Source organism: Parageobacillus sp. NEAU-HV-2 (genome assembly GCF_059115485.1).
This window is the reverse complement of sequence record NZ_JBXUJJ010000008.1, coordinates 89,120-115,618: the sequence shown is the minus strand read 5'-3', so window position 1 is coordinate 115,618 and position 26,499 is coordinate 89,120. Positions and strand designations below refer to the sequence as shown.

At 45.0% G+C, this 26,499-nt stretch carries 32 protein-coding genes; 7 read left to right on the top strand and 25 right to left on the bottom strand.

The window, feature by feature from the left end; genetic code table 11:
- Nucleotides 1–104 precede the first annotated feature (104 nt).
- The 9 genes from fni to prsW all read right to left on the bottom strand — a co-directional run bounded on the left by fni (nt 105) and on the right by prsW (nt 7,756).
- The gene (gene fni, locus AC1WMD_RS13695) at nt 105–1,154 is read right to left on the bottom strand and encodes a type 2 isopentenyl-diphosphate Delta-isomerase (protein WP_494257615.1); all 1,050 of its coding nucleotides are present in this window, start codon (nt 1,152–1,154) and stop codon (nt 105–107) included.
- Between the two features lie 13 nt (nt 1,155–1,167).
- Nucleotides 1,168–2,331 (bottom strand): 30S ribosomal protein S1, encoded by a 1,164-nt coding sequence (gene rpsA, locus AC1WMD_RS13690; protein ID WP_494257614.1) that lies wholly within the window; start codon nt 2,329–2,331, stop codon nt 1,168–1,170.
- A gap of 150 nt (nt 2,332–2,481) precedes the next feature.
- The gene (locus AC1WMD_RS13685) at nt 2,482–3,069 is read right to left on the bottom strand and encodes a lysophospholipid acyltransferase family protein (protein ID WP_043905284.1); all 588 of its coding nucleotides are present in this window, start codon (nt 3,067–3,069) and stop codon (nt 2,482–2,484) included.
- Nucleotides 3,066–3,740 (bottom strand): (d)CMP kinase, encoded by a 675-nt coding sequence (gene cmk / locus AC1WMD_RS13680; RefSeq protein ID WP_043905285.1) that lies wholly within the window; start codon nt 3,738–3,740, stop codon nt 3,066–3,068. Before cmk ends, AC1WMD_RS13685 begins: the two co-directional genes overlap by 4 nt.
- Before the next feature lie 86 nt (nt 3,741–3,826).
- Nucleotides 3,827–4,006 carry a YpfB family protein gene (locus tag AC1WMD_RS13675; protein ID WP_043906601.1) on the bottom strand — a complete coding sequence of 60 codons (180 nt, stop codon included), beginning with the start codon at nt 4,004–4,006 and terminating at the stop codon, nt 3,827–3,829.
- Between the two features lie 37 nt (nt 4,007–4,043).
- On the bottom strand, nt 4,044–4,730 hold the full coding sequence (locus AC1WMD_RS13670; RefSeq protein WP_043905286.1) for a flagellar brake protein: 687 nt from the start codon (nt 4,728–4,730) through the stop codon (nt 4,044–4,046).
- Between the two features lie 83 nt (nt 4,731–4,813).
- Nucleotides 4,814–6,157 carry a germination protein YpeB gene (gene ypeB / locus AC1WMD_RS13665; protein ID WP_043905287.1) on the bottom strand — a complete coding sequence of 448 codons (1,344 nt, stop codon included), beginning with the start codon at nt 6,155–6,157 and terminating at the stop codon, nt 4,814–4,816.
- Between the two features lie 17 nt (nt 6,158–6,174).
- Entirely contained in the window at nt 6,175–6,990 is an 816-nt protein-coding gene (gene sleB / locus AC1WMD_RS13660; RefSeq protein WP_043905288.1) for a spore cortex-lytic enzyme, read from the bottom strand.
- A gap of 91 nt (nt 6,991–7,081) precedes the next feature.
- Nucleotides 7,082–7,756 (bottom strand): glutamic-type intramembrane protease PrsW, encoded by a 675-nt coding sequence (gene prsW, locus AC1WMD_RS13655; RefSeq protein WP_043905289.1) that lies wholly within the window; start codon nt 7,754–7,756, stop codon nt 7,082–7,084.
- 109 nt (nt 7,757–7,865) lie between these two features.
- On the opposite strand from prsW, the gene AC1WMD_RS13650 reads away from it, so the two are divergent.
- The gene (locus AC1WMD_RS13650; RefSeq protein ID WP_043905290.1) at nt 7,866–8,837 is read left to right on the top strand and encodes an asparaginase; all 972 of its coding nucleotides are present in this window, start codon (nt 7,866–7,868) and stop codon (nt 8,835–8,837) included.
- A 33-nt stretch (nt 8,838–8,870) separates the two neighbouring features.
- On the opposite strand, the gene AC1WMD_RS13645 is transcribed toward AC1WMD_RS13650, so the two are convergent.
- The 5 genes from AC1WMD_RS13645 to AC1WMD_RS13625 form a co-directional block, all read right to left on the bottom strand.
- Nucleotides 8,871–9,854 carry a YpdA family putative bacillithiol disulfide reductase gene (locus AC1WMD_RS13645; RefSeq protein WP_043905291.1) on the bottom strand — a complete coding sequence of 328 codons (984 nt, stop codon included), beginning with the start codon at nt 9,852–9,854 and terminating at the stop codon, nt 8,871–8,873.
- A gap of 80 nt (nt 9,855–9,934) precedes the next feature.
- The gene (locus AC1WMD_RS13640) at nt 9,935–11,212 is read right to left on the bottom strand and encodes a Glu/Leu/Phe/Val family dehydrogenase (RefSeq protein WP_043905292.1); all 1,278 of its coding nucleotides are present in this window, start codon (nt 11,210–11,212) and stop codon (nt 9,935–9,937) included.
- A 243-nt stretch (nt 11,213–11,455) separates the two neighbouring features.
- Nucleotides 11,456–12,046, bottom strand: coding sequence for a genetic competence negative regulator (locus AC1WMD_RS13635; RefSeq protein WP_043905294.1), 591 nt, complete (start codon nt 12,044–12,046; stop codon nt 11,456–11,458).
- A 105-nt stretch (nt 12,047–12,151) separates the two neighbouring features.
- Nucleotides 12,152–12,934 (bottom strand): metallophosphoesterase, encoded by a 783-nt coding sequence (locus tag AC1WMD_RS13630; RefSeq protein WP_186003866.1) that lies wholly within the window; start codon nt 12,932–12,934, stop codon nt 12,152–12,154.
- Between the two features lie 13 nt (nt 12,935–12,947).
- The gene (locus AC1WMD_RS13625; protein WP_043905295.1) at nt 12,948–13,343 is read right to left on the bottom strand and encodes a hypothetical protein; all 396 of its coding nucleotides are present in this window, start codon (nt 13,341–13,343) and stop codon (nt 12,948–12,950) included.
- Nucleotides 13,344–13,450: 107 nt separating this feature from the next.
- On the opposite strand from AC1WMD_RS13625, the gene AC1WMD_RS13620 reads away from it, so the two are divergent.
- The 3 genes from AC1WMD_RS13620 to AC1WMD_RS13610 are packed head-to-tail and all read left to right on the top strand — an operon-like array spanning nt 13,451 to nt 14,541.
- Nucleotides 13,451–13,681: a spore coat associated protein CotJA gene (locus tag AC1WMD_RS13620; RefSeq protein ID WP_043905296.1), complete on the top strand. Its 231-nt coding sequence runs from the start codon at nt 13,451–13,453 to the stop codon at nt 13,679–13,681.
- Nucleotides 13,678–13,938, top strand: coding sequence for a spore coat protein CotJB (locus tag AC1WMD_RS13615; protein ID WP_043905297.1), 261 nt, complete (start codon nt 13,678–13,680; stop codon nt 13,936–13,938). Before AC1WMD_RS13620 ends, AC1WMD_RS13615 begins: the two co-directional genes overlap by 4 nt.
- A gap of 33 nt (nt 13,939–13,971) precedes the next feature.
- Complete coding sequence (locus tag AC1WMD_RS13610; RefSeq protein WP_043905298.1) at nt 13,972–14,541, top strand: manganese catalase family protein; 570 nt, start codon at nt 13,972–13,974, stop codon at nt 14,539–14,541.
- A gap of 28 nt (nt 14,542–14,569) precedes the next feature.
- Here AC1WMD_RS13610 and AC1WMD_RS13605 read toward each other — a convergent pair whose 3' ends face one another.
- From AC1WMD_RS13605 to AC1WMD_RS13585, 5 genes are all read right to left on the bottom strand, one after another.
- Complete coding sequence (locus AC1WMD_RS13605; protein WP_043905299.1) at nt 14,570–15,019, bottom strand: YpbF family protein; 450 nt, start codon at nt 15,017–15,019, stop codon at nt 14,570–14,572.
- Nucleotides 15,020–15,105: 86 nt separating this feature from the next.
- Nucleotides 15,106–15,684 carry a LysM peptidoglycan-binding domain-containing protein gene (locus tag AC1WMD_RS13600; RefSeq protein WP_088124184.1) on the bottom strand — a complete coding sequence of 193 codons (579 nt, stop codon included), beginning with the start codon at nt 15,682–15,684 and terminating at the stop codon, nt 15,106–15,108.
- On the bottom strand, nt 15,681–16,283 hold the full coding sequence (locus AC1WMD_RS13595) for a CPBP family intramembrane glutamic endopeptidase (RefSeq protein WP_494257609.1): 603 nt from the start codon (nt 16,281–16,283) through the stop codon (nt 15,681–15,683). Before AC1WMD_RS13595 ends, AC1WMD_RS13600 begins: the two co-directional genes overlap by 4 nt.
- A gap of 15 nt (nt 16,284–16,298) precedes the next feature.
- Nucleotides 16,299–17,795, bottom strand: a complete 1,497-nt coding sequence (locus AC1WMD_RS13590; protein ID WP_494257608.1) for a RecQ family ATP-dependent DNA helicase — start codon at nt 17,793–17,795, stop codon at nt 16,299–16,301.
- On the bottom strand, nt 17,789–18,841 hold the full coding sequence (locus AC1WMD_RS13585; protein WP_494257607.1) for a YpbB family protein: 1,053 nt from the start codon (nt 18,839–18,841) through the stop codon (nt 17,789–17,791). The genes AC1WMD_RS13590 and AC1WMD_RS13585 overlap by 7 nt, the downstream gene beginning before the upstream one ends.
- 251 nt (nt 18,842–19,092) lie before the next feature.
- Here AC1WMD_RS13585 and AC1WMD_RS13580 point away from each other — a divergent pair, with 251 nt between their 5' ends.
- The 3 genes from AC1WMD_RS13580 (at nt 19,093) to serA (ending at nt 21,793) form a co-directional block, all read left to right on the top strand.
- Entirely contained in the window at nt 19,093–19,341 is a 249-nt protein-coding gene (locus AC1WMD_RS13580) for a ferredoxin (RefSeq protein WP_011231729.1), read from the top strand.
- A gap of 191 nt (nt 19,342–19,532) precedes the next feature.
- A complete protein-coding gene (locus tag AC1WMD_RS13575) occupies nt 19,533–20,036 on the top strand; it encodes an inorganic diphosphatase (RefSeq protein WP_043905303.1) in 504 nt (167 codons plus the stop codon).
- A gap of 179 nt (nt 20,037–20,215) precedes the next feature.
- Entirely contained in the window at nt 20,216–21,793 is a 1,578-nt protein-coding gene (gene serA / locus AC1WMD_RS13570) for a phosphoglycerate dehydrogenase (RefSeq protein ID WP_043905304.1), read from the top strand.
- Between the two features lie 49 nt (nt 21,794–21,842).
- On the opposite strand, the gene AC1WMD_RS13565 is transcribed toward serA, so the two are convergent.
- From AC1WMD_RS13565 to AC1WMD_RS13540, 6 genes are all read right to left on the bottom strand, one after another.
- A complete protein-coding gene (locus AC1WMD_RS13565) occupies nt 21,843–22,655 on the bottom strand; it encodes a histidinol-phosphatase (RefSeq protein ID WP_043905305.1) in 813 nt (270 codons plus the stop codon).
- A gap of 272 nt (nt 22,656–22,927) precedes the next feature.
- Nucleotides 22,928–24,076: a GerMN domain-containing protein gene (locus AC1WMD_RS13560; RefSeq protein WP_043905306.1), complete on the bottom strand. Its 1,149-nt coding sequence runs from the start codon at nt 24,074–24,076 to the stop codon at nt 22,928–22,930.
- Nucleotides 24,054–24,602, bottom strand: a complete 549-nt coding sequence (gene sigX, locus AC1WMD_RS13555) for an RNA polymerase sigma factor SigX (protein WP_043905307.1) — start codon at nt 24,600–24,602, stop codon at nt 24,054–24,056. The genes AC1WMD_RS13560 and sigX overlap by 23 nt, the downstream gene beginning before the upstream one ends.
- Nucleotides 24,603–24,713: 111 nt before the next feature.
- On the bottom strand, nt 24,714–25,430 hold the full coding sequence (locus AC1WMD_RS13550) for an AIR synthase related protein (protein WP_494257606.1): 717 nt from the start codon (nt 25,428–25,430) through the stop codon (nt 24,714–24,716).
- A complete protein-coding gene (locus AC1WMD_RS13545) occupies nt 25,423–25,920 on the bottom strand; it encodes an ECF transporter S component (RefSeq protein ID WP_494257605.1) in 498 nt (165 codons plus the stop codon). The genes AC1WMD_RS13550 and AC1WMD_RS13545 overlap by 8 nt, the downstream gene beginning before the upstream one ends.
- Complete coding sequence (locus AC1WMD_RS13540) at nt 25,917–26,495, bottom strand: cob(I)yrinic acid a,c-diamide adenosyltransferase (protein WP_043905310.1); 579 nt, start codon at nt 26,493–26,495, stop codon at nt 25,917–25,919. Before AC1WMD_RS13540 ends, AC1WMD_RS13545 begins: the two co-directional genes overlap by 4 nt.
- Nucleotides 26,496–26,499: the final 4 nt, after the last annotated feature.

The window sequence follows — 26,499 nt, the reverse complement described above, 5'->3', positions numbered from 1 at the left end:
CCGGTTATGAATGCCCAATGCTTAGAGGGGGAGAGTTCTCAGAAACATATGAATGAAAAACCCCTTCATCCCGTGATTTTCGTCATCGAGATGAAGGGGTGAATTTATCGACAACTATATACTTTCGTATCAAAGCCTCTTTCTGTTAACCAATGATGCGTATCACCGCGAATGACAAGCGGCACACGCTGCAGCTCGGCGATCGTCTTTGCCCCCAGCGCTCCCATAATCAATGTTAAATCGTGATGAATCTCCTCAATATAGGCAACTAACCCTTCCACCCCTTGTTCGACAAGCGTTCGCAACAACGGCCCCGCCATTCCTACCGCCGATGCCCCCAGCGCGATCGCTTTCGCAGCATCCAACGCGGTACGAACGCCACCGCTGCCGATCACCGCTAATGAAGGAGCGGTTTGCACTACCTCGACGATCGATGCTGCCGTTGGAATTCCCCAATCATTAAAATACGTTATTATGTTGGAACGTCGTTTATTTTCAATACGGGCAAAATTGGTGCCGCCAAAGCCGCCAACGTCGACGATTTTCACACCCACTTCTTTTAAACGCGAAGCGGTTTCCTTGCTCATGCCAAATCCTACTTCTTTTACGATAACAGGTACTTGAACGGTTTGGACAATTTGTTCAATACGAAACAGCGCCCCGGTAAAATCGCGATCCCCTTCCGGCATCACAAGCTCCTGCACCGCATTTAAATGAATTTGCAGACCGTCCGCCTCAATCATATCGACGGCGCGCTTCGCATCATCCACGCTCACTTCACTGCCAACGTTTGCGAAAATTATGCCGTTTTGGTTCACTTTGCGTACGACCGTAAACGTTTCCCGCTCTGCATCATCTTTCAACGCCGCCGTCTGCGAACCAACCGCCATCGCAATTTGGCCATACTTTGCCGCCTCTGCTAATCCTTTGTTAATTTCTAGCGTCTTTTTTCCTCCGCCGCCGGTCATGGCATTGATAAAGAAAGGCGAACTTAACGAAAGTTCGCCTAAAACAGTATGCAAGTGAATATCGTTTATGCGTACATCAGGTAAACTTTGATGAACAAACGTAATGTCAGCAAAGCCGCTTGCATCTTGATCGGCAGTAGAGAGCGCATGCTGAATATGTTCTATCTTTCGCTTTGCTCTATCCATTGCCTCATCCTCATTATTTTAATTTTTTCAGCTGTTCCCCGAGGACTTCGCCAATTTGAAAACCTCTTCCTTCATTGGACAGCTTTGTATATTGGCTATAGTCTTCTTCGGATGCTGTTTCTTCTTCAATCAGCTCGCGCATACTTAACGAAATGCGGCGCTCCGCTTCGTTTACATCGAGCACTTTCGCTTTGACTTCTTCCCCTTCTTTTAGCACTTCATGCGGCGTGCCGATACGCTTATTAGAAATTTGTGAAATATGAACAAGACCTTCCACGCCTGGGAAAATTTCAATAAACGCGCCAAACGGTACAAGCCGTTTTACCTTGCCAGTGACAATATCGCCAGGAGCGATTTTTTCCGCAATTCCTTCCCAAGGACCCGGCATTGCTTCTTTGATCGAAAGAGAAGCGCGGCCATTTTCTTCATCAACCGCAAGCACTTTTACTTTGACGGTTTCTCCCTCTTTTACAACCTCAGACGGATGGGCGACACGGGTATGGGAAAGCTGCGAAATATGTACAAGACCGTCAAAGCCGCCGACATCGACAAACACACCGAAATCGGTGATGCGGCGTACGACGCCCTCAAGCACCTGCCCCGGTTGCAAACGCTGCAGCGCTTCCTTCCGTTGGCGTTGCTGTTCTTCTTCCACAACCGCACGATGAGATAAAATGACGCGGTTTTTTTCGCGATCCAGCTCCACTACTTTCACGGCAAGCGTCTTCCCTTTATAGTCAGAAAAATCCTCGACATAATGCGGTTCAACAAGGGAAGCAGGGATAAAGCCGCGCACTCCTATATCTGCGACAAGCCCGCCTTTGACAATATCCTTCACTACCGCCTCAAACGTTTCTCCGCTGGCAAATTTTCTCTCCAACTCTTCCCAGGCACGGTCTGCATCGACCGCTTTTTTCGATAAAATCAGCAAATCCTCTTCCCCTTCTTGGCCTTCCTCTACTTTTTTCACTTTCGCTGTCACTTCATCCCCGACGGAAACAGCGTCGCTTGTTTTTTCAATATGCAAATTGGATAATTCGCTAATCGGGATGATCCCGCTTTGTTTGCTGTCTTCAATATCGACAAGCACTTGCTTATCTTCCAGTTTTACCACTTTCCCGCGAACGATATCACCCACTTTATAAACGTTTACCTGCAAATTCATATCCTCTGTCATCGTTAACCCTCCTCCATCAACTGACCATCCTATAAAAAGCGTGCCTTCTTTATCAACGCCGCACCACCGAACTAACGTTGGATAACGGACAATAGGAACGCTTTTCTATTTAGTATACCATATTTTCTCAATATACATGTAATCGAATGCTTAACGATATTGATCTAGCAGTGCCTGAATATGCTGCATAATATAATCGGTCGCTTCTTCCGGAGATGCTTTTCGTTCGCGCAGCGGTTCCATATCAATCGGCGGCCCGTAAATCACCTTCAGCGGCACAAATGCTCGATACGGGCCAATAATCGCGCAAGGAACAACGACGGCGCTTGTCCGGAGCGCAAAAAAACCGACACCAGGCAACCCTTTCTTTAACTTTCCATCTTTGCTTCTCGTTCCCTCAGGAAAAATGCCTAACACATGCCCTTGTTTTAACACTTCCAATCCGGTCCGCAACGCTTGGCGGTCGCTCATTCCGCGTTTAACTGGAAACGCGTGCAAATGGTTAACCAAGTTTTTTAAAATTGGTACGCGAAACAATTCTTCTTTTGCCATAAAATGAATTGGTCTTGGCGCGGTAATGCCAAGGATCGGCGGGTCGAGATTGCTAATGTGGTTTGCGCAAAGAAGTACTCCCCCTTCTTGCGGGAACTGCTCTACCCCTATTACTTTAATGCGATACAGAGGCGTTAAAATGCTTTTGACAACTCCCTTGGCAAACGAATAAAAATCCAACGTCACCCAATCCTTTCGTTTACGATTTCCATAATGCGTCCAACAACTTCTTCGATGGATAATGATGTAGTATCGATTTCGATCGCATCTTCCGCCTTCTTAAGCGGTGCTACTTCACGTTCGGAATCGAGTTGGTCGCGGCGCGCGATTTCTTTTTTCAATGTTTCTAAATCGGATGGAAACCCCCGCGCAATATTCTCTTTATGTCGGCGTCTTGCTCTCTCTTCTACGGAGGCTTTTAAAAACACTTTTACTTCCGCATTCGGAAGGACGTGTGTGCCAATATCACGTCCATCCATGACGACGCCGCCATTTTGGGCTAGCGCACGTTGACGCGCTACCATTTCTTCCCGAACTAGCCGATGTTTGGCGACTAATGAAACCGCATTGGTTACTTCTTTGCTGCGAATCACGTTTGTAACGTCCTCTCCATTGACCAGCACAAGCTGTCCTTCGTGTGACGGCCTTAATTCAATATATGTATCTTTTAATAACGAAATTAACGCTTGTTCGTCGCCAAGATCGATTCCTTGCTGCAGCGCTCGATATGTGAGCGCCCGGTACATCGCACCCGTGTCAATATAAATATAAGAGAGCCGCTTGGCGATCATTTTCGCCACCGTGCTTTTCCCTGCTGCCGCCGGTCCATCAATGGCAATATTAATTCTTTTTCTCATAACTCCTCCTGCTCACTTAATATTTTTATCAAAGAAAAAAGCAGGAAATCCCTGCATGCTTCGATGTCATTTTATCATATAGACCGTCAGCGGTCGACGGTAGTTTCGATCGTTTTTGTTTTTTCTTGCTTGCTGACTCCTTCATATTCATAAATTTTTCCTAAATAAGGGGGAAGAGGAGTGTATAAAATAAGCCATTGTGCCATGATTAAAAAAATAAACTGAATAATGACAAGCTTCCATAAAAAGGATTCAAACCGTTTCATTGGCGATATCGGCCTGCCTTTCATTTTTTATACGCCATTATTCCACGCTTTCCCCCCATTTATTCACTCTGTTTTCCGCCTTTTTTGCTTCTAATTGCCGTTCAAAACTATAGCGAATTAATCGCACGCGATCCTGGGGAGCTACGTCTAAAAATTGCAGCGATGCCTTATAGACGCCATTTTCGCTTTGAAACGTCCGAACAATTTTCGCCTTTACTTTTAAATAGTGATATTCACCTGACCTCATTGCGAGCACTAGCCATGTTTCGACGACCATTCCAGGCAGCAGCTGGCGATGATATTGCGGCGGCAATACGACCGCCGCTCCGCCAGCACTAATATCGGTCGTCATCGTCGTAAATGGTGCAAATTCCTGATGAAGCGGGTGAATCGCCACATCGGCATTGACTTTTATTCTCACATAGCGGCGGCGCTGAATGCGCACGAGCTTATCAGCATCCGGATAAGCGAGGACGATCATCGGCACCGGTTGCCGCACCTTTCCGGTCACTTCCGTTTCAAATAAATAAAGGCAATCATCTTGTCCGACAAAGCTTGCCTTAAATTGCATTCCGTTTAGTAAAAATACCGTTTTCCCTGTCTTTTCATCAACTGGATAACCTATATGAATATAGTGATCCCCTATTTCCAATACTTTGCCTTTATATCTTTCTTCCCCGCCATCCAACGGCTCTAACGTTAACATATCCCCTATTTTCAACATCGTCTCTCCCTCACGTTTTTCTCTCCTTATTTATTAAAACAAAAAGGAAAAGCCCTCATCAAGCTTTTCCCTAAACAACTACCTTAACTATAGCTTGGCTCTGTGCTTTGCAGCCTTTCCACTTGTTCCTCCATTCCACTGTTTGCGTTAATAAAAATTTGATAGGTGTCTTCTCCAAGTGTCCCTAAAAATTCATAACAGAGCACTGGCTCGTTCATGTCGTTTATAATGACGGCCTGGCGCTGTTCCATAATCTTTAAATTCGGATTGATTTTTTTCTTTGCTTGTTCCATCGTCAATTTCGGTTTCGCAAGTGGGCGCTTGATGGAAGAAGACAAATAATCGCGCGCAGAAAAGCCGACAATCGTTCCGTTGTCGAGAGCTACTTTCATTTTAATTGCTTCTGGATAGATGCGAATTCCGTTTTCATTTGTCACAAATGTTAATACAGCGACGTTATCATATTGGGAGCTATCATAAAGCTCTAAGTTTTTAAACTGATGTCGCTGCAAAAACTTCATCCCTCTATTTGCCGCTTCATGTAAACTAATCGCTTGTTTGCCAATTGGACGGCTATTGATCACCCAAATTGGGTAACCGCCTTTTGCAGTAATATCCATATAAATATCGCCTTTTGTTTTCGGATCATGAATCGTCAGACTGTAAAAGCGTTCATCCGCTCCTTTTCCGCTTGCCGTTACTTTGATGGTTTCCGTGCCCTTTAATCCAAGAAAAGAACGGGCAATGCGTTTCGCTTCATTTTTCGAAATCGTTTTTCCTTTTGCGCGGACAAAACCTTTTTCCGTATTTTCGAAGCCAATAAAAGCCGGGCCAAATTCAGACGACTTCGTAAAAGTATCTACATTTTTTTCCACTGCTTTAAACCCGTCGATAATGATATTATCGCTGGAACGATCGTTCGTGGCGAGTGCCAATTCGACATCCATCCAGCGCAGGTTGTTCTTTAATACTAAATGCTGGACGTTGCGCAGTTCTTGCTGAATGGTTGCCGCATTTTTATAGAACGCCTGCAGCGTACGATATTCTTCTTTCGTAAGCGGCTCTTTTTCCAAATCGCGAATCGCTGTCCGGTAGCTGAATTCTCCTATTTTTGCAAGAAACTCTTGCGTTTTGTTAAACGGAAGCAAGGAGAGCGGCAATTGCCCGACATCAGAGTGAGCTTCGGCAGCGATTTTCCATACTTCCGCTAAAGCCGGGGACAAGGAAGCATGAGAATTCATGGCAAGCGTTGTTCCGATTTTATCATGCAGCAAATCAATTTGGTACGCTAAGTCATGGAAAGCACGCTGATAGTTATTTTCCGCATGAATTAAGATTGCATTTTTCTCCTTATGCTCCCGGTATCCCCAATACGCTGTTCCTACCACAGCAAGTGACAGTACGCCGATTAATAAATTCCGTATCATTTCACTCACCTCCTGCATTATTTACAAAAGATATGTTTACCAATCCGTTTAATTTGCGGCCGATTCCAAACCCATGCATTCGTTGCGGTGGCCGGATTGAAATAATAAATGGCTCCACCGGTAGGATCCCAGCCGTTAATTGCATCGAGCACCGCCTTTTTCGCTGTTTCATTCGGAGTCAACCAAATTTGTCCATCGGCTACCGCCGTAAATGCTCCTGGCTGGAAAATAACGCCCGCCACTGTATCCGGGAACGAAGGATGCTCAAGACGATTTAAAATGACCGCCGCCACTGCGACTTGGCCGATATAAGGTTCCCCGCGCGCCTCCCCATATACCGCGTTTGCCATCAGTTGAATATCGTTTTGCGAAAAACCTTTTGGCACATTGGATGCTGTCGCTCTTACCGATCTGTTTCCGTTGCCGCCCCTATTATTTTTCTTGACTTGCTGGCTTAACGGCTTGCCTCCGTAATGGGTAAACTCATTTCCTTTACGAATTTGTTCCTTCACAAATCCCTCATGATATTTCGATACCTTTACTAGTTTTACTTTTGTGCTCTCGCCGACAAGGCCATCGACCGGAAGCCCATATTCATATTGAAAATTGCGCACTGCCCAGTACGTTTTCCAGCCGAAAACACCGTCAATTTTTCCGTTGTAAAATCCGATATATTGCAGCCGCGCCTGCAATTCGATGACGTCATCCCCAACAGCCCCGCGCTGAATCACTTGATTCGAAAATGCTTTTGCCTCTTCAGCCGGTTTTATACAAAAAAACAGGCAAGCAATAAGAATACCAAGCCATAAATACCTCTGCATCTTCCTAACCATACGCAAACCCTCCCGTATTGCAACTGTTGTTTTATCCCTATTTTCTTTCGAATTTGCCTTTTTATGCAAAAAAAGCAAAAAGCCAAGCTTATTATGCTTGACTTTTTACAGAAAGAATTTTTTCGTAACCGTGTAATGCTTTTGCCTGTTTTACCTTGCGAAGCGCAACCCACCATAATAACAATATGAATGGAACCATGTAATAACTCCATTTCTCCTGCGTTAACAAAATGAAATCATACATTCCGTGCAGCAGAAAAGACAGAAAAAACGCAAGAAATAAGTAACGCCGTTTCTTTCTCGTAAATTTTGCCTTGCCAAAATAAAAACCCATGATGACTGCGAATAAAGCGTGGCTGGAAACCGGCAAAAGCGCCCTCGTTACAGCAACCTCCACACCGTTCGCCAATAAATACAAAATATTTTCCATCGTCGCAAACCCGAGCGACACACTGGCGCTATAAACAATGCCGTCGTATGGCTCATCAAACTCACGATGATCATAAACAAAGAAATAAACGATAAACCATTTCACAAACTCTTCCAACAATCCGGACAAAAAAAAGGCGCGAACGACCGTAGAAACTGCAATCCCCTCGACACGAAACACATATTGAATAAACATAATCGGAAACACCAGCAGCGCTCCGATGATAAATATTCGCAATACAAAGGATAACGGTTCTGTTTCGTATTCATCTTTCAAATAAAAATAGCTAAGCAGCGCAATTCCTGGAGCAATGCCAGAGGAAATTAATGCGAACATACAAATCCCCGTTTCCATTCTTTTTCTTTATGGTAACATGAGACTAGAACATTTGAAAATGACCTTCTTTTATTATTGCATGATAGAACTTTCAAATGGGGGGAAAATAATGAAAAAAATCCTAATTATTCATACAGGCGGCACCATTTCCATGAAAGAAGACGAGGAAACAGGAGCCGTACGCCCTGATGAAACACATCCGCTTCATGATGCGACTCCGCCATTGGCAAGTCTTGCTGATATTTATGTAGAAGAGCTGTTCCATTTGCCATCGCCGCATATGACGCCGCAGGAAATGCTGCAATTGCGCAATCGCATCGAGGAAAAAATCGCCGACGAACAAATGGAAGGCATTGTTGTTACACATGGAACAGACACCCTTGAAGAGACGGCGTATTTTTTAGATTTAACCGTGCGGACCGATGTGCCGATTGTCGTTACCGGCGCGATGCGCTCTAGCAACGAAATCGGCGCGGATGGGCTGTACAACTTAATTTCGTCAGTAAAAGTGGCGATAAGTGATGAAGCGCGCGGAAAAGGGGTATTGGTCGTGCTCAATGATGAAATCCACACAGCTAAAAACGTGACAAAAACACATACATCCAACATTGCGACATTCCAAAGCCCGCAGTACGGGCCGATTGGCATCGTCACAAAGCGGGGGGTGTTTTTTCACCACGCGCCGACAAAACGCACGACATATCCGGTTCACACGATATCGAAAAACGTGATTTTATTAAAAGCGTATGCAGGTATGGATGAAGCAATTTTTCATGCCATTCAAACGCTTCCGCTTGACGGAGTTGTCATTGAAGCGTTAGGGCAGGGAAATCTGCCTCCGCGCGCCGCTCAAGGGGTGCGTTCTTTGCTTGACGCCGGCATTCCAGTCGTTCTTGTATCCCGTTGCTTTAACGGAATTGTCCAAGACATCTATGGATATGAAGGAGGCGGTAAGCAACTGAAAGAAATGGGCGTCATTTTTTCCAATGGGCTAAACGGGCAAAAAGCGCGCATCAAACTGCTTGTCGCCCTGGAAATAACAAACAACCCGCAAAAACTGCAAGAAATGTTTATGGAATAATCAAGGAGGCTGGTTTGTTCCAGCCTCTTCCTGTCATTGCTGTTTCTCTTGTTCCCGTCTGACAATGCAAGCAGCAATTTGCCCGCCGTGAAAGCGGCCGTTTTCAATAAAAATTTCATTAGCATCATTTCCCGCTGCAATGACACCGGCGATAAAAATGCCAGGGACGTTCGTTTCCATCGTTTCCGGATTGTAAAACGGCCGCCCCGTTTCCGGATCGACTTTTACTCCCATTTTCTTCAAAAAATTATGGTCGGGATGATATCCCGTCATCGCAAAAACAAAATCGTTTTTGATTTTTTTCGTTTCTCCTTCTACTTCGTAAATGACAGCATCTTCGGTAATTTCCTTTACGTGAGCGTTAAACTCCATTTTAATAATTCCTTTGCGCACGAGAGAATCAAATTCCGGCAAAATCCAAGGTTTAATGCTTGGCGAATAGCCGCTTCCCCGGTATAATACCGTAACGCGCGCCCCCGCTTTGACAAGTTCAAGCGCTGCATCAACACTCGAGTTTTTTCCGCCGATAACGACGCAGTCGGTATTGAAATATGGATGCGCTTCTTTAAAATAATGGGTCACTTTCGGCAACTCTTCCCCCGGCACGTTCATATAGTTTGGGTTGTCGTAATATCCTGTCGCAACAATGACATATTCGGCGCGGTATTGTCCTTTTGTCGTGCTGACAAGGAACGTTCCATCATTTTGTTTCTCTACTTGCTTCACTTCCTCAAACGTTTGCACGCGCACTTGCTTTCGCGCGACGACTTCGCGGTAATAGGCAAGCGCTTGATTGCGCTTTGGCTTTCGATTTTCTGTTATAAACGGAACCCCGCCAATTTCAAGACGCTCACTCGTACTAAAAAACGTTTGATGAATCGGAAAGTGATAAATGGAATTAACGATATTTCCTTTCTCTATTACTAATGGGCGATAACCCACATCTTGTAAAGCAATCGCCGCAGCGAGTCCGCAAGGCCCCCCGCCGACAATAATGATTTTTTCTTCTTTTACCATGCCCTTCACTCCTTATAGCATCAAAAAATCCCCTACCATATGATAGGGGATTTTTTGGCATGTTGCAAATAAAATTCTTTTTATACCCAACCGCGGAACCGGCATGCTTCCGCCATTTTGCGGACGCCGACCATATAAGCGGCCAAGCGCATATCGACACGGCGTGTTTGCGCCATTTCATATACGTTATTGAACGCTTTCACCATGACTTTTTCTAGTCGCTCTTCCACTTCTTCTTCCGTCCAATAGAATCCTTGGTTGTTTTGTACCCATTCGAAATACGAAACCGTTACGCCGCCCGCGCTTGCTAATACGTCCGGGACAAGCAAAATGCCGCGTTTTGTTAAAATTTCCGTCGCCTCTAGCGTCGTCGGGCCGTTTGCCGCCTCCACGACAATGCTTGCTTTAATATTTGGTGCATTCTCTTCCGTAATTTGGTTTTCAATCGCTGCCGGCACTAAAATATCGCAGTCGAGTTCCAACAATTCTTTATTCGTAATTGTATTTTTAAATAATTTCGTTACTGTGCCAAAGCTGTCGCGGCGCTCCAGCAAATAATCGATATCCAAACCGTTCGGGTCATACAGTGCCCCGTACACATCGGAAATGCCGATGACTTTCGCGCCGGCATCATGCATAAATTTCGCTAAAAAGCTGCCCGCATTCCCGAAGCCTTGGATGACAACGCGAGCTCCTTTTAAATCAATGCCGCGTTTTTTCGCTGCTTCGCGAATACAGATCGTTACTCCTTTTGCCGTGGCAGTTTCGCGCCCATGCGAGCCGCCTAGCACTAACGGTTTTCCTGTAATAAATCCAGGCGAGTTAAATTCGTCAATCCGGCTATATTCGTCCATCATCCATGCCATAATTTGTGAGTTCGTAAAGACATCTGGCGCCGGAATGTCTTTTGTCGGACCAACGATCTGGCTGATCGCGCGCACATAGCCGCGGCTTAACCGCTCTAATTCACGGAAAGACATTGTGCGCGGATCACAAACGATTCCACCTTTTCCGCCGCCATATGGCAAATCGACAATGCCGCATTTTAGACTCATCCAAATAGATAGCGCTTTCACTTCGCGCTCTGTGACGTTTGGATGGAAACGAACGCCTCCTTTAGTTGGACCAACCGCATCATTATGCTGGGCGCGGTAGCCGGTAAAAATTTTCACCGTACCGTCATCCATGCGCACCGGAATTCTCACTGTCAGCATGCGAATCGGCTCTTTTAGCAACTCGTATACTTCTTCCGGATATCCCAGCTTTTCCAGAGCTCTATGTATAACGATTTGCGTTGCTGTTAATACGTCATATTCTTTTTGTTCTTTTTCTTCGCTGGTATGCTTATCGGCTACCATACGTAAACCTCCTATAAGCTCACTATGATATTTGATATTGTCGCCTTCCATGTCATAGTATACACCTTCTTACTATTTATGCAAAGGAAAAAAAATAAAATGGTAAGCGATTTACGACTATTTATAACCATTTCCATCTTTTTTATGTTTATATGCGTTTTTTTCCTTATTATATATTGGTTTTTCTTGCCCTTAAACAACAAAATCAGACTCCTTGTCCACATGAAGGAGTCTGATTATGCGCTAATCTGCTGGAAAATAATGAACGAGTTGTTCAATCGCTCGACGCTCGATTAGCTTTTTACCATATTCTTGCACACGATGTATCGTTATCGTCGAAGGGCTGCCAAACTCCGCCAACAAAGCGACAAAATTATCGACCGGAATCGGAGGTTCTTCCGCGACATGCAAGTAAAATCGGTTTTGGTAAGAATAAAGCGTTCCGTCTAAGCAACCGATCGCGTACAGACGATGAGCAAGCTGAATGACATCTTCAAACGTCTGAAATTCGTAAAATATGTCATCGCTCTCATCGAGCGTTACTTGCATTTCAATATAATCGTCGGCAAACTCCTCCTCCATTTCATCGTACTCGCCCTCGCTTGTTACGATAACAACCATTCCCTGTGCCGGTAAAGAGTATACTTCCACCGCGATCGACCCGTTTACTTCAAAGCCGAGTTCCTCGCTTGCCTCCTCAATCATATCGCGAAACAATTGATGAACTTTAAACGTATCTTTCCATAAATCCTCTTTCGTTAAACCGCGATCCATCAAATCGTCAAACGTAAGGAAAATTTTAATTTTATTGTGGGTTAAGCGTTCAAGACGCATCAACACCCCTCCTTACCTACACAGCCATCTCTTATGTTTATTGTATGAAATAATTCATAAATGGTTCGTTTGTTATTATAATGAGTTTACATCGTTTGCAGTCATTTAGACAAGCATTTTTTCTTTATCTTCTTTCAACGAACGAATGGTAATCAAATTCGTTTCCGCAGGGGCTCCAAAGCGAAGCGGAATGGCTGTCGTCCCGTATCCGTTGCTGACATAAACAGCTGTTCCGTTCACGCTTTTTAAACCGCCTTTTTCATAGAGCCCAAACGAAAAGAAACGAATTTGCCCTCCATGCGTATGGCCGCTGATCACAAGCGAAATGCGATGTTCAGGGCGAAGACGCCCGACAATTTTCGGGTTATGTGAAGCAAGGATGCGGAATGCATTCTCATCCAACCCTTGAAGCGCTTTATCTAATTTTGCGCGCCGTTTACTCATATCCTCCACGCCAATGAGAGCCAGCTTCTCGCCATTCGGGGATTGCAATATAACAGCACTATTTTCCAATATATGCACTCCTTCCTCGAGCAAAAGCGAGTGCAAATCATATTCCGCTTCGTAATCATTATTCCCCCAAATAAAATAAACTGGTCCAATCATTTTTAAACGGCGAATATTTTCCTTGACACGCGCGGCGGGCACCCCTTTTTCCGTAAGGTCCCCGCCAACTAAAACAATATCCGCCTTTCCTTTTATTTCCTCCACAATTTTTTTCGCCAATATCCGTCGATGAAGGTCGGAAATAAAAAAAATGGAAAACGCCCGAAAACTACTTGGAAACTGAGGAAAGGCCAGCTCAATGTGAACAACGCGGTTTCGATGCGCTTCCCACCACATATAAGCCAATATACAGAGAAAAGCAAAAAAGACGATCCAAACCAATCTATAATGCCCCCTATAAATTCCGATTATACTGCCGAGAACGATCCAAATCCACCGATATCATACCATAAAAAAAGGAGAAAATAAAAAATAAAGCAGCTAACCTCACTTCCCATTGAAATAGCCAATAAAAGCTTCCCATCCCCCCGCAGCAAACAAGCCATTCCATCCAGCGCACCCGCTTTCCCTGCAGACATAACACAATTCCTTCAATGACGGTGCGAATCACTACCGCATTTGCCAAAAAACCAACAAAAAAGCAAACCAGCGCTAAAAACGTCCGCAAAGGATTAAAAATAAGCTCGGTGATAAAACGGGTGAAATCAAACGGAGTCAATGGCGGCAGCCAATGAATCATTAAATATCCACATAAAAATCCGACAGCAATGCAAAACAGATGAAACCACATTCTGCTTCCTCCCTTTTTTCTTACATGTATTCACTGAAAAAGGGAGTCATGAATAAAACGCAATGGTCATAAATATAGACTGAAGTTCTGCCAAAAGGAGGTTCTTTATGTTCACCACACGAAAGCATTATGAACCATATGTAAGCCCATTTGACCCCTGTCCGCCAATTCGTGTCAAAACATTTGTCACCGCGCCGAACCAATATGTCGGATTTCAGCCGCCAAACTTGCCGCAATTCCCCTTGCATGAAGCGTTACAAAAAGGAACTCTTTGGAAAATTTTTTATGATCCATATTATGGCCCTTACGAAATGAAAACTAAAGGTGATGGACAATGAAACAGATGCCACCAGAATACTATGAACTTTTAGAAGAGCTTCAAGCAGTCGATTTTGCCCTCGTCGACTTAACGTTATACCTCGACACCCATCCTACCGACTACCAAGCCATCCAACAATTTAACCAGCTTGCGCAAAAACGGAAACAACTGAAGAAACAGTTTGAGTCCTGTTATGGTCCATTGCAACAATATGGAAACAGCTATTCCAACTATCCGTGGAACTGGAATGATTCTCCTTGGCCTTGGCAAGTATAGCAAAGCAGCACGCTGTAAAGGGAGGAAATTAGGATGTGGATTTATGAAAAAAAATTGCAATACCCTGTCCGTGTCAGCACATGCAACCCCAAACTGGCGAAATATTTAATTGAACAGTATGGAGGGGCGGATGGAGAACTCGCTGCCGCGCTTCGTTATTTAAATCAACGCTACACCATTCCTGATAAAGTAATGGGTTTACTCACAGATATTGGGACAGAAGAATTGGCTCACTTGGAAATGATTGCAACAATGGTATACAAATTAACAAAAGATGCCACCCTAGAACAGCTGAAAGAAGCAGGTCTTGATGCACACTATGTCGATCATGATCGCGCTTTATTTTATCATAATGCCGCCGGCGTTCCGTTTACGGCGACATACATTCAAGCGAAGGGGGATCCGATTGCCGATTTGTATGAAGATATTGCGGCGGAAGAAAAAGCGAGGGCTACTTATCAATGGATCATTAATATGAGTGATGATCCAGATTTAAACGATGGGCTTCGTTTTTTACGTGAACGTGAAATCATCCACGCCCAGCGTTTTCGTGAAGCAGTTGAAATTTTAAAAGAAGAGCGTGACCGGAAGAAATTTTTCTAATCGGAAAATAGCTGAATGGGAGCACCATTCAGCTATTTTCATAATACAAATTAATATCGTACTCCCTTTTCATCATTTCAAACAGTTTATGCCGCTCTTTCCATTGCTGTTCTTCTTTCCATAAATCGATGCTTTTTTGAATGATTTCGCAACGAAGGGAATGAAATTCCTCTTCCGCTTTATCACATTTTCCTTTGTAATATAAAATGGCCCAATACGAGGTAAACAGCAGTAATAATATATATAAATGCACCGGTTTCCCCAAAAACCCGTTGATCAGCGCCTTCCATGTGTCACTTGGAAAAATTAGAAAAAATAAAATATAGATGAAAAACAACGCGAATCCGCCGAAAGTAACGAGCTGCAAAGAAAAAACTTTTTTCTTCAGCCGCTCCCATTTTTGTTTTTTTTCAATCACTCCAAGCAGCATTTGCCTTGTGACTTCATCCATCGGCACACGCTCAAGAAAATTTCCCATCATTCCATCCCCTCGTTTTTCCTCCACCCTTTCTTATTATAAACGTATGTACGAGCCTGCTTCGTTAGAACGAAAAAACGATCGTTTTATTTTTTCACATCCGTCACCGGAATTTGCAACACTTGTCCTTGATGGAGCTTTGTATTTTGCAAATGATTCCATTTTTTTATGATTTCCATTCCGCGATCACTCTGATAATATTTCATCGCAATGCTGTATAGTGTTTCATTTTCCTGCACGACATGTGTGATTACTTTTTGCCCTGTTTCTTTTTTGTTTGTCTTTTTTGTCTTTAATCCAGGCCGATTTTGTGCCGCTGTTGTTGAGCCACTTGATTCGGTTGTTCCCTTCTCACCGGAGGCAATATCAACTAATTCATAACTGCCTGTTTCGCTGCGGGTGACAACCGTCACTATTTTCGAGTCTTGATTGGTATAATAAATGCTTAACATCGAAATCGGCAGCAAAATGAAAAACAGTACTAACAAACGCACGAGCGGATACTTCAGCTTCCACTTCTTTTTCTTTTCCCGCTTTTTTGGCTTCTTCCGATGCACCTCGCTGCGCGGCGGAAGCGATAGGCCGCCTTCCTTTATCGACTGATTTTTTTGTTGCACCAATTCCCGCAATCCTTCTGCTTGATCCTCGATACGCTGCTCACTCACTCATGATTACCCCCATTTTGTTTCCTTTCGCGCACATAATGGAGACGAATATCTACCGCTAGAATAAAATCGATCAGAAAATGGGCAAAAATCGTTACCCATAGGCTTTTGGTCCATTCATAAATAGAACCAAGAAAAAAGCTTAACAGCACTACCATCACAAACAAAAACCATTTTTCTAAATAGCGGATGTGTAACAAGGCGAACACTGTGCTGGCGACAAACAAGCCGAAATGCGTCTGGATGACGCCGCGAAACAGCCATTCTTCACTGAAAGCGATCAATAAACATAAAAAAAAGATATGCGGAATCGGACGGCTGCGGAAAATTTTCTCATTAATCCCCCCGTCATCATGCCATTGTTTTGGCAAATAGCGCATCGCTAAAAAATCAAGCGCTAATACGATGGCGGCGCTTCCCCCGCCATAGACAACCACCTTAGCCAAATCAAACTGCCAAATGCGCCGCAATGTCGAAACATCAAAAAGAAAAAATGCGATAACGACGGACACGATAATTAGCAATAATTGTGTCAAATATAAATGGAGAAGCACTTCGCGATCGCTCATCATTTGGATTTGTTCACTTTGCCGCTTCATTCACTACGCCTCGCTTTAAAAGAAAATACGCTGTAACTCGGCCCGCCAGCCAAGGAAATGGGTAGGGTGTTTTTCCTTGTTCGTACGGAAGTAGTCGTCTAATGGCAACCCACAACAATCACAGCACCGCTCCGGCTTGTCCGTCAGGGTCTGCCCGAAGGCTTGGACAATCGCCTCCCGACGGCAGGAGCGGTGAAAAACCCATTTTTCCATTTCCTTTAGCTTTTTCCGCTTCCATTGCCGGCGCAATTCGACGTTCTTTGTCACTTTTCCATAAAGGCGGGCAATTTCTTGCTTGGCAAGCGTCCGATTGGAAGAAAAGACCCCTTCTTTTTCCAAAAAGTACATAAAAATCCGCTTCTGGACGTCCGTAAACAGACACATATCCATGTATTGCTCTACATCGTCTCGTGAAGCGCCATATAATAAATTTTCACACAGCTGTTTCACCTGTGCTTCGTCTGGCAGTTCCGCTTCCATTAGCGATTGTACCATGCCCTCGTCCCCATTGGTATATAGTAAAATCGCAATGCTTTTTTCTCCGTCGCGCCCCGCCCTGCCGATTTCTTGAAGATACGCTTCCATTTGACCGGGCATATGAAAATGGAGAACAAAGCGGATATTTTCTTTATTGACTCCCATGCCAAACGCAGCCGTAGAGCATACGATGTCTAATTGTCCGCGTAAAAATTGCTGCTGCACCAGCATCCGCTGTTCGGCATCCATGCCTGCATGGTAATACGCCACCCGCTCGATTCCTTCCTGCTGCAGCTTATGCGCCATCGTTTCCGCCCATTGTCGGCTCGAAAAATAAATGATTCCAGGACCTTGAAGACGCTTGGCATAGTCGAGCAAGCGATCCACTTTCTCGAAAAGCGAGCCTAGCTTTTCTACCTTGAGCGCAATATTCGGACGGTCAACGGAATGAATATGGCGGCGCAGCGGAGAAAGACGCAAAATATCGATAATATCATTCATCACTTCCGGAGGCGCCGTAGCTGTCAATGCTAGGCACGGCGGCGACCCGAGCTGGCGCCGGATTTCCCCTAGCTTTAAAAAATCAGGACGAAAATCGTATCCCCACTGAGAAATGCAGTGAGCTTCATCGACGACAAATAAGGAAATAGGGGTATGTGTTAGGGCGACAAGCAGGCGCTCCGATTGCAGCATCTCCGGCGAGACATAAATAAAACGAAATTGATGAAGCTGCTCAAGCGCCCGCCACTTCTCCTTTGCTTCTAAAAAACTATTGAAAGCAATGGCCCGCTTTTCACCGCGCTGCCGAAGCTGCTGCACTTGGTCTTCCATGAGCGCAACAAGCGGGGAAATGATTAATACACTGCCCGGCAATAAATAGGCTGGTAACTGATAACAAAGCGATTTTCCCCCTCCCGTCGGCAGCATCGCCAACACATCATATCCGCGCAAAAGGTCTTCGATAATCTCCTGCTGCCCTTTGCGGAATGAAGAATATCCAAACTTTTCTTGAAGCAGTTGCGTTAACGTCACCACATCTCCCCTTCCTTTGCCAATACGAGGCGGATTTCAAAATAGCTGACGTCGTCACCAATCGCATCGCGAATCAACTTTAATTTGCGGGTCCGTAATTTTCGGGCCGTTTCCGCAATCTTTGCCGCCTTTTTTTCATGTACAAACGGTGTGATCGAAAACTGCGGAATATTAGCGGCAATTTCTACAACATGATCTTCAATTGTGCTTCGTTTTAAACGGCGCAGCCGCGCAATTTCGCCAAGCGATTTCCCGCGCAATAGCCATTCATACGTTTTTTGCGCAGAAAGCGTCAATGGCACCGGCAATGACAATCCATCCATCAATTCATATAAAATGGAGGGACGGTTCGCTTCCGCTGTTGCCATCATATAATGGAGCACGTTTTGGAATTGAAACTGAACGTATACGCGATCTTTTTGTAAATACGATGCAATTTGCTCGTTCGTCCAGCCGATCCGCGCAAAACTCGTCAGGCGCAAGGTAAACACCGTCGCCTCTTCCTCGGAAACGTCATCGAGAAGGCCCTCCAGCTCCCTATAAAGCGATTCTGCTAATGTCCGCACTGTTCTTCGCTGTGATAATAAATAGCGCTTCACCCACATCAATGTTTTTTCATGGCGGTGGATCGGCTCAAAACGGGTATGATGAAGAAGGTTCGATAATGTTTGCACAAGCAAAGACAAACGATACCAAAACCATTTTTCCAAGTCGTGGTAGCGCCATCCATTGAGATGCATCGGAAAAAATGTCCGCTGCAGCTGTTCATCCAGCCATCTTTTTCCTTTTTCTGTTAATATATAAGCGCGATGTTGCACAGGGGCAATCAAGCCGCTTTCTAACAACGATTGTGCTGCTGCCTCGATCTCGCTGAACGTAATATCTTTCCATACGCCAAAAAACGGTTCAAGCTGGAACCATTTACTGTCCTGCAGCGTTTGCGCCGATTTTTTTCCGGAAAATAAGTGATAGACCGCCGCCAACGACCTTTCGCCGTTGAAGCGGTCTAGACAAAACAACAGTAAAAACGCAGCATATCCATCTCTCATGCCAGCTGCTCCTTTATGCAAACAGCTTAGTCTACATTTATTTTAACAGAAATACCCGTCTTGTTTCGCGCATAAAGTTTTTCCGTTTAGAAAAAAGTAAACACCGCTCGCATGTGTAAAAATACAGATGTGACATTTTTATGTTGAAAAGTTGCCGAAACAGCCTTATTATAAAAGTGAAAGCTCATTTCCGAGTACGCAACACGGAGATGGCTCATCCGTTTTGAATAGAATTTGGGGAGGTTTTTATCATGCCAAAATATACGATTGTGGATAAAGAAACATGTATCGCCTGTGGAGCGTGCGGAGCGGCAGCTCCAGACATTTACGACTACGATGAAGACGGCATCGCCTACGTCACTTTAGACGATAACCAAGGTATCGTAGAAGTTCCGGAAATTTTGATCGACGACATGATGGACGCCTTCGAAGGCTGCCCAACCGAGTCGATTAAAGTCGCGGACGAGCCATTTGACGGAGACCCAAATAAATTTGATTGATGAACATCCCCCCTCTTGCTTTTTTGCAAGAGGGGTTTATTTATGTTTCGCTAAGAGTGTTGATTCAATAAAATCGAGCTAAATGGATCCCACATTCATGATGTTTGCGAACGGCTCATCTCTGCAGTTGCTACCCTTTACCATCTATTTTATAATAGAAACGCATACATAATTTAAAGGAGGAACGTGTTGTGGCATTCGAAAATAAAGTGGTTGAAGCATTTATCGAAATTCCGACAGGAAGCCAAAACAAGTACGAATTTGACAAAGAACGGGGTATTTTCAAACTGGACCGCGTCCTGTACTCGCCAATGTTTTATCCGGCAGAATACGGATATTTGCAAAACACGCTCGCTTTAGACGGCGATCCGCTCGATATTTTAGTCATCACCACCAACCCAACGTTCCCTGGCTGCGTGATTGACACGCGTGTCATCGGTTATTTAAACATGGTTGACAGCGGCGAAGAGGATGCAAAGCTCATCGGTGTTCCGGTTGAAGATCCGCGTTTCGACGAAATCCGAAGCATTGAAGATCTTCCGCAGCACAAATTAAAAGAAATCGCCCATTTCTTTGAGCGCTATAAAGATTTGCAAGGAAAACGGACGGAAATCGGCACATGGGAAGGCCCGGAAGCTGCTGCCAAATTAATTGAAGAATGCATCGCCCGCTACAACGAACAAAAAAATAAATAAGCAAAAAGCGCCCAAGTCTCCATGACGACTTGGGCGCTTTTATTAAGCAAAATCCGAACATTCGACAATAAAAACGTTTACATTGGTATGACTTCTTGTCATCTCATTGACAGAAAGCGCTTTAGTATGATAAATTATCAGAAATTTAAAATTCTTGAATAAGAAAGGAGCACATCGACGTGTTTCGCATTTTAGTTTCTGACGCTATCAGCGAAGAAGGATTAGCCCCGCTACAAAAATCCGAACAAATTGAAATCGTGCAAAAAAAGGTCAGTGAAGTAGAAAAAGAGCTGCATGAATTTGACGCCTTGCTCGTCCGCAGCGCGACAAAAGTAACAGAAGAACTGCTTTCGAAAATGCCAAATTTAAAAATTATCGGCCGCGCCGGCGTCGGGGTTGACAATATTGATGTTGAAGCGGCGACGAAGCGCGGGATTGTCGTCATTAACGCGCCAAATGGAAATACGATTTCCGCCGCCGAACACACTTTTGCAATGATGGCCGCGCTCGTGCGCCGCATTCCGCAGGCGCATATTTCGGTCAAATCACGAGAATGGAATCGCTCCGCGTTTGTTGGCGTGGAACTGCAAGGAAAACATTTAGGCATCATCGGGTTCGGCCGCATCGGCTCTGAAGTAGCGAAACGCGCGCGCGCCTTTGGCATGGCCGTGCACGTATACGACCCGTTTTTAACGAAAGAACGCGCCGAAAAACTCGGTGTATCGATTCATACGCTTGATGAGGTGCTCGCTTGCGCCGACATTATTACCGTGCACACTCCGCTGACAAAAGAAACAAAGGGACTTCTTGGCGAGAAAAATTTGGCAAAAACGAAAAAAGGAGTGTATCTCATCAACTGTGCCCGCGGCGGCATTATTGATGAACAGGCGCTCATTCCGTTTTTGCAAAATGGCCATGTGGCAGGGGTCGCCCTCGATGTCTTTGAACAAGAACCGCCGGGAGACCATCCATTATTGTCGTTTGATAATGTGATCGTCACTCCTCATCTTGGCGCTTCCACGGTAGAAGCGCAGTTAAATGTCGCTACTCAAGTCGCTGAGGAAATATTGCAGTTTTTGGAAGGCAAACCGGTTACATCTTCTATTAATCTGCCAGCCTTGTCCAAAGACGTATACGAAAAAATTCAAGCATTCTACCATTTAGCGAAGAAAATGGGCATGATCGCCTCACAATATATGAACATTCCGGTTCAAGAACTGTCCGTTACGTATGCAGGAACCGTCGCCGATTTAGAAACGACTTATATCACGCGCAGCCTGCTCGCCGGATTTTTACGGCCGCGTGTCGCTTCGACAGTCAACGAAGTAAATGCGGCCATGATCGCAAAAGAACGGGGCATTACGTACGGCGAAAAGTTTTCTGATGAAACACATGGCTATGCCAACTGCATTTCCCTTACCGTTCATGGCGAAAATAGAACATTTACGATCAAAGGCACACACATTCCAAACTATGGCGACCGCATCGTCCACTTTGACGGATTTACGATTGACTTTGCACCGGAAGGCCATCTTCTTTACATTCAACACCAAGATCGCCCGGGGATGATCGGAAAAGTCGGAAACGTGCTTGGTGAACATCAAGTAAACATCGCCACGATGCAAGTCGGACGGCAAGAAGCAGGCGGCAAGGCAATCATGCTGCTTTCGTTAGACAAGCCAATCGATGATGCTTTGCTGCAAAAATTAGCGGAAATCCAAGACATTGACATTGTCAAAAGATTAGAAGTTTCCTAAACAAAAAAGGAATGGGAAGCCCCATTCCTTTTTTGCATCATCACCGCTTTTATCCAAGCGGCACCGCTTTCCGTTCTCCCTTATGAAACGTCATCAGTTCCGTATAGCCGACGCTTTTGGCAAGCGCAATCGCCTTGTCGTAATCTGCCCCTACATGTTCAGGAACGTGCGCATCTGAGGAAAGTACAATCGGGATGCCTTTATCGTAGCACATTTGCAATAGCCGTTGATCCGGGTATAGCTCGCCGACCGGCTTCCGCAGTCCTGCTGTGCTGATTTCGACGCATGTTTTCGAGTTTGCCAGCGCGGTTGTCGCACGATCGTATTGTTCGAGCAAAAATTCTTCATCTTCCGGAACGTATTTAAATATTTTGACCAAATCAAGATGGCCGATAATATCGAATAAGTTGGACTCGGCCAAGGTGACAACTTGGTCAAAATATTTGCGGTATGTATCGTATAGATCCCTGCGTTCCCATTCATGACGATACTCTGCCAAATCAATGCCAAAATCATCAACCCAATGAATCGAACCGATCACATAATCAAACTCATAAGATTGGATAAATTGCGCCATTTCTTCATGTTTTCCCGGCGTATAATCCATTTCAATGGACATTTTTACGTCAATTCCGGCATCCCACGCTTCATGGAACAGCCGGACATAGTCAGCCATATCGTAGTAGCGGCGCGCGTCAACCCATGGATTGGATAAAATATTTTTTGTTTGGTAAAAATGGTAGGCATGTTCAGATATACCAAAATGCTGAATTCCCTTTCTTGCCGCTTCATCGGTAAATTGTCGCAAATAATCGAGGGTCAACGTTCCCCGCTCGAGATGATTGTGGTAATCGGTTAACATGTTTCTCTCTCCTCCCACTATGTTTCTATCATTATATCGCATAGAGATGGGGAGGACAATGGTTTTGCGAATTTTCACACATCACCCTGCCAGCCCAACCATAAATAGCAAGCGAATGCAAACAGCCATGCCCGCCACGACAAGCAAACGTCTCATCACATCCCCCATCATCCGCTCCTCCTTTTCGTTATCATTCCACCATATATGTATTATGTGAAAAAAGCGGCAAATAGAACATTACCATTGCTACATTAACAAAACTGTAATAAATTTTATTGTGCGGATGCATAAGACATAATCGGATTTGGGCCAACAGGTACGGCGATTTTTTCCCCAAACATATACGGACCAATTTGTTTGACGCCTCCGCCTTTAAAGGTGACGGCGCGAAAGCCGAACTCTTTCGCCGTAAGCAAAATTGCCTCGACCATCCATTGAACCGCTGGCAGTCCATTTAACTTGGAATCTTCCGTAAACTCGATCACGACAAGATCATTCTGCACGCTCACCTTCTTAATGCCAACTCCTTTTGGAACAACGGAGCGCAGCGGCCCATCTCCATCTTTTTTCATTTGTTTTAATGCTTCTAAAAACGTTGGAACATGCTGCGGCGACGGAACAAGAAATACAGGATGCGTCGAGCCGGACCAGTATAAATAATACGCCCGCTTCTTATTCGGAATTTCCAGTTCTTTGACATATCCTCTATAATGAAGCGCCATTCCTTCCTTTTTTTCGGTAAAAAAGCGGACTATCTTTCCTCCCATCCAGCGAATCGTTTCCTCAATGCTGGCAAGAAACAAAGACTCCCCCATCGGTCCTTCGGAAAAAACCGGATGTTGTTTTGGCACGCGAACGAACCAGACTTGATTGCTTTCACGAGAAGGAGCAATCGTGACACCATCAAGTAGCCGCTTTGATATCCCCCATTTTTGTTCATCAATTTTGGATGTGGCCATTGCGAGCTGCTCAGCCGCTGGTTCATATTTTTTTACTGGAACGCTAATAGGAATGATGATTTGCGACTGTTGGTCAGGGATCCCTACTACAACAATATCTTGATCATTCAATGCTTCTTTTGTCGCAATACGCGATAAAAACGAATCGTGCTCCCCCTCAGATAAAAGCGTTTGGCTCTCCTTCGCCGGCTGCTTTGCCTGTAGCGTTATCAGATGCTGATCTAACTTCTCGGTTCCTTTTTCCGGGCGTTGTGTGAATGGAAGGCTAGGAGCATAGATCGCCATTACAAACACCGCCACCACAATGGGGATTAGCACTGGAAGAAACCAGGCTTTCTGACGTACCGTTTTTCTTGCTTTGATTTGTTGATATATTTCTTCCTTCGAACGATGATCTTTAATCATCGGCATCTGCTGTAGCGCATGCTCAAGGCATTCGTCATTCCACCGAAACTTTTTCACGCTGTCCTCTTCCTTTCTCCATTTCTTCTTCCATATGCTTTTTCAACACTTTCAACGCCCGGTGCTGCGTCGTTTTGACTTTGCTTTCCGTCCATCCTAACGCCTCCGCTGTCTCCGTAATGGACAGCGATTGGATAAAACGAAGCACGATGACAAGCTGCTGATCGATCGTACAACGTTCTAAACAACGGTACAACAGCTGAATCTCCTCTTTTTGAATCGCGATTTCCTCCGGCAACAGCTGTCCATCGCCAAGCTGTTCTTCACTCCAATCTAATTTCCCTAATATTTTGCGCCGTCGGCTTTTTTGTTTGCGGAAAAAATCGATCGCCACATGGCGCGCAATCGACAGCAACCATGTTTTTTCACTGCTTTCCCCTTTAAACCGCTTATACGAACGCAATACTTTTATGTATACTTCTTGAACGAGATCTTCTGCTTGCTCGCGATTTCGCACCATATAAAATAGGAAATTAAAAATGTCATGATGATACTTCTCATACAACTCCTCAAAGACGGAGTCCATCCTTTCTCCTCCCATTCTACTACATTTGTCGCCGCACCAAATCGTTCCGTTACAATCATCATAAAGTTTCTGCATGAAAAAAGGAAGAATATTTGCAGAATATTCTTCCTTTTATTTATCGAATTGAAGTGGAAAAAATAAATCTTTGGCAATCTTTTTGACTTCCTCTTCCGCACAAGAATGGTAACTAATTAATATAGCGGTAGACGGACCAGCTGAAGCAAAAAGCGGCAGCGCGCAGGAACATGATGAGAAAGCCAGTCCGTTTGCCTGCAGCAATTGCTGCAGTTCGTAATAAATCCCTTTCGAGCCGATTGGTACAATCTCATAAATATGCGGTTGCTTTAATAATTGCAAAAATAACGAGAGAGGGACGATCCGCTCTTTCCGCTTCAACACTTCGTCCCCAACAAGTGGCTCCCCGATGACGGCAAATTTCGCGCCTTTTGGTGTGACGGCGATCCGTTTTTTGCTTCTTGCGATGGTGCCAATCGCCGTAACGCCAACGGCAGATTGGATGGTAGAAAAATTCGACTCGCTGCTTCCCGTTATCGGGATGTCTGAATGCAGCTCCTCACACGTTTGACGAATGCCGCGGCAGAGAGATTCCCATGCTTGATCAGCGGCGAAATTTTGCAAAACGACGGCGTAAGGTTCCGCGCCCACACTCAATAGCTCCATTAAAGCGACGCGCGCCGCAAAATAAGCAACAATATCATATGGAACGTTTACAAGATCTTTCTCCTTTTCCCCAATGGCCGCCGAGCCGTCGGCGGCCATTGCAAGCTCCATCCCCTCTGTAAGCGGCACAAACAATACATCACGCATACGGCACCTTCTCCGCTTCTTTCGTCATCCTTTTCACCAGCACGGGAGTGACGACGGCCGCAATGGCAAGATTAGCAGCAGTAGCGACCGCTAAAGCAGGAATAATCGCAATCACAAACGCTTTTCCCATCCATAATGCAAACGGAAGCGGCGACAAAAAGGCATTTCCGACAAAAAAGGCAAAAAAGGCCGTCTTTTTCCATTTACGGCGATATAAGAGGGCAAATCCGAAGACGAGTGCGGCCATTTCGCCGGCGACGAGCAGATGAAACGCTCCGAGCGGGAATCCGGCAAAAAACGCGGAAATCATGTGTCCAAACGCGGCGACAAGCGCCCCTGGGCCGGCGCCAAGCAGCGCCGCTGCAACGAGCGCTGGGGCGCTATCCAACGCAATGCTGCCGACAGATGTCGGCAGCTTTAATAGCGAGCCGATGACCGATAAACTAATGAAAACAATTATGGTCGCAAATCGTTTCCTGTTTTCTATCATTGTTGTTTTTCCTCCCGATCTCGAAACACAATAGCGCTCCGTTCATATTCGACGTCTTTTACTCCTAAACGCGCGTTAATGACGCGAGCAACGGCGAAAAAGTAATCAGATAAGCGGTTCACATATTGCAACACAATTTCATTGATCGGTTCCGCTTTTTGCAGCGAAACGATGCACCGTTCCGCTCTTCTTGTCACCGTGCGCGCTACATGAAGTGCCGCTGCTGCCGGAGAACCGCCAGGCAAAATGAACTTTTCAAGCGGCGGCGCTTCTTTCACATATTCATCAATACGCTGTTCCAAAAAAGTGACCATATCCGCCGTTACTTTATATGGAAGCTTTCCGTTCACAATAGCTAGATCGCCGCCGCAATCAAATAATTCATGTTGAATTTTTTGCAGTTCTGTATATATATCTTGAAACTTCTCATCATGCAATAGCGTCATCGCCTGTCCGACAAACGAGTTGACTTCATCGAGGGTGCCATACGCTTCGACGCGCAAATGATCTTTGTCCACCCGTCCGCCAATTAAGCTTGTTTTTCCTTTATCCCCAGCTCTTGTATATAGTTTCATATCG

Bases quoted from the DNA above. Each gene is read 5' to 3' on its own strand.
- cmk (WP_043905285.1), bottom strand. From the start codon at position 3,740: ATGAGAAAAAGAATTAATATTGCCATTGATGGACCGGCGGCAGCAGGG.
- prsW (WP_043905289.1), bottom strand. From the start codon at position 7,756: ATGTTCGCATTAATTTCCTCTGGCATTGCTCCAGGAATTGCGCTGCTT.
- AC1WMD_RS13640 (WP_043905292.1), bottom strand. From the start codon at position 11,212: ATGGTAGCCGATAAGCATACCAGCGAAGAAAAAGAACAAAAAGAATAT.
- AC1WMD_RS13580 (WP_011231729.1), top strand. From the start codon at position 19,093: ATGCCAAAATATACGATTGTGGATAAAGAAACATGTATCGCCTGTGGA.
- AC1WMD_RS13540 (WP_043905310.1), bottom strand. From the start codon at position 26,495: ATGAAACTATATACAAGAGCTGGGGATAAAGGAAAAACAAGCTTAATT.
- AC1WMD_RS13595 (WP_494257609.1), bottom strand. From the start codon at position 16,283: ATGAAGCGGCAAAGTGAACAAATCCAAATGATGAGCGATCGCGAAGTG.
- AC1WMD_RS13605 (WP_043905299.1), bottom strand. From the start codon at position 15,019: ATGGGAAATTTTCTTGAGCGTGTGCCGATGGATGAAGTCACAAGGCAA.
- AC1WMD_RS13625 (WP_043905295.1), bottom strand. From the start codon at position 13,343: ATGTGGTTTCATCTGTTTTGCATTGCTGTCGGATTTTTATGTGGATAT.
- AC1WMD_RS13645 (WP_043905291.1), bottom strand. From the start codon at position 9,854: ATGGTAAAAGAAGAAAAAATCATTATTGTCGGCGGGGGGCCTTGCGGA.
- AC1WMD_RS13675 (WP_043906601.1), bottom strand. From the start codon at position 4,006: ATGAAACGGTTTGAATCCTTTTTATGGAAGCTTGTCATTATTCAGTTT.
- fni (WP_494257615.1), bottom strand. From the start codon at position 1,154: ATGGATAGAGCAAAGCGAAAGATAGAACATATTCAGCATGCGCTCTCT.
- sleB (WP_043905288.1), bottom strand. From the start codon at position 6,990: ATGGTTAGGAAGATGCAGAGGTATTTATGGCTTGGTATTCTTATTGCT.
- AC1WMD_RS13635 (WP_043905294.1), bottom strand. From the start codon at position 12,046: ATGCGTCTTGAACGCTTAACCCACAATAAAATTAAAATTTTCCTTACG.
- AC1WMD_RS13670 (WP_043905286.1), bottom strand. From the start codon at position 4,730: ATGTTGAAAATAGGGGATATGTTAACGTTAGAGCCGTTGGATGGCGGG.
- AC1WMD_RS13650 (WP_043905290.1), top strand. From the start codon at position 7,866: ATGAAAAAAATCCTAATTATTCATACAGGCGGCACCATTTCCATGAAA.
- rpsA (WP_494257614.1), bottom strand. From the start codon at position 2,331: ATGACAGAGGATATGAATTTGCAGGTAAACGTTTATAAAGTGGGTGAT.
- AC1WMD_RS13615 (WP_043905297.1), top strand. From the start codon at position 13,678: ATGAAACAGATGCCACCAGAATACTATGAACTTTTAGAAGAGCTTCAA.
- AC1WMD_RS13620 (WP_043905296.1), top strand. From the start codon at position 13,451: ATGTTCACCACACGAAAGCATTATGAACCATATGTAAGCCCATTTGAC.
- sigX (WP_043905307.1), bottom strand. From the start codon at position 24,602: ATGGACTCCGTCTTTGAGGAGTTGTATGAGAAGTATCATCATGACATT.
- AC1WMD_RS13550 (WP_494257606.1), bottom strand. From the start codon at position 25,430: ATGCGTGATGTATTGTTTGTGCCGCTTACAGAGGGGATGGAGCTTGCA.
- AC1WMD_RS13565 (WP_043905305.1), bottom strand. From the start codon at position 22,655: ATGTTAACCGATTACCACAATCATCTCGAGCGGGGAACGTTGACCCTC.
- ypeB (WP_043905287.1), bottom strand. From the start codon at position 6,157: ATGATACGGAATTTATTAATCGGCGTACTGTCACTTGCTGTGGTAGGA.
- AC1WMD_RS13610 (WP_043905298.1), top strand. From the start codon at position 13,972: ATGTGGATTTATGAAAAAAAATTGCAATACCCTGTCCGTGTCAGCACA.
- AC1WMD_RS13585 (WP_494257607.1), bottom strand. From the start codon at position 18,841: ATGAGAGATGGATATGCTGCGTTTTTACTGTTGTTTTGTCTAGACCGC.
- AC1WMD_RS13545 (WP_494257605.1), bottom strand. From the start codon at position 25,920: ATGATAGAAAACAGGAAACGATTTGCGACCATAATTGTTTTCATTAGT.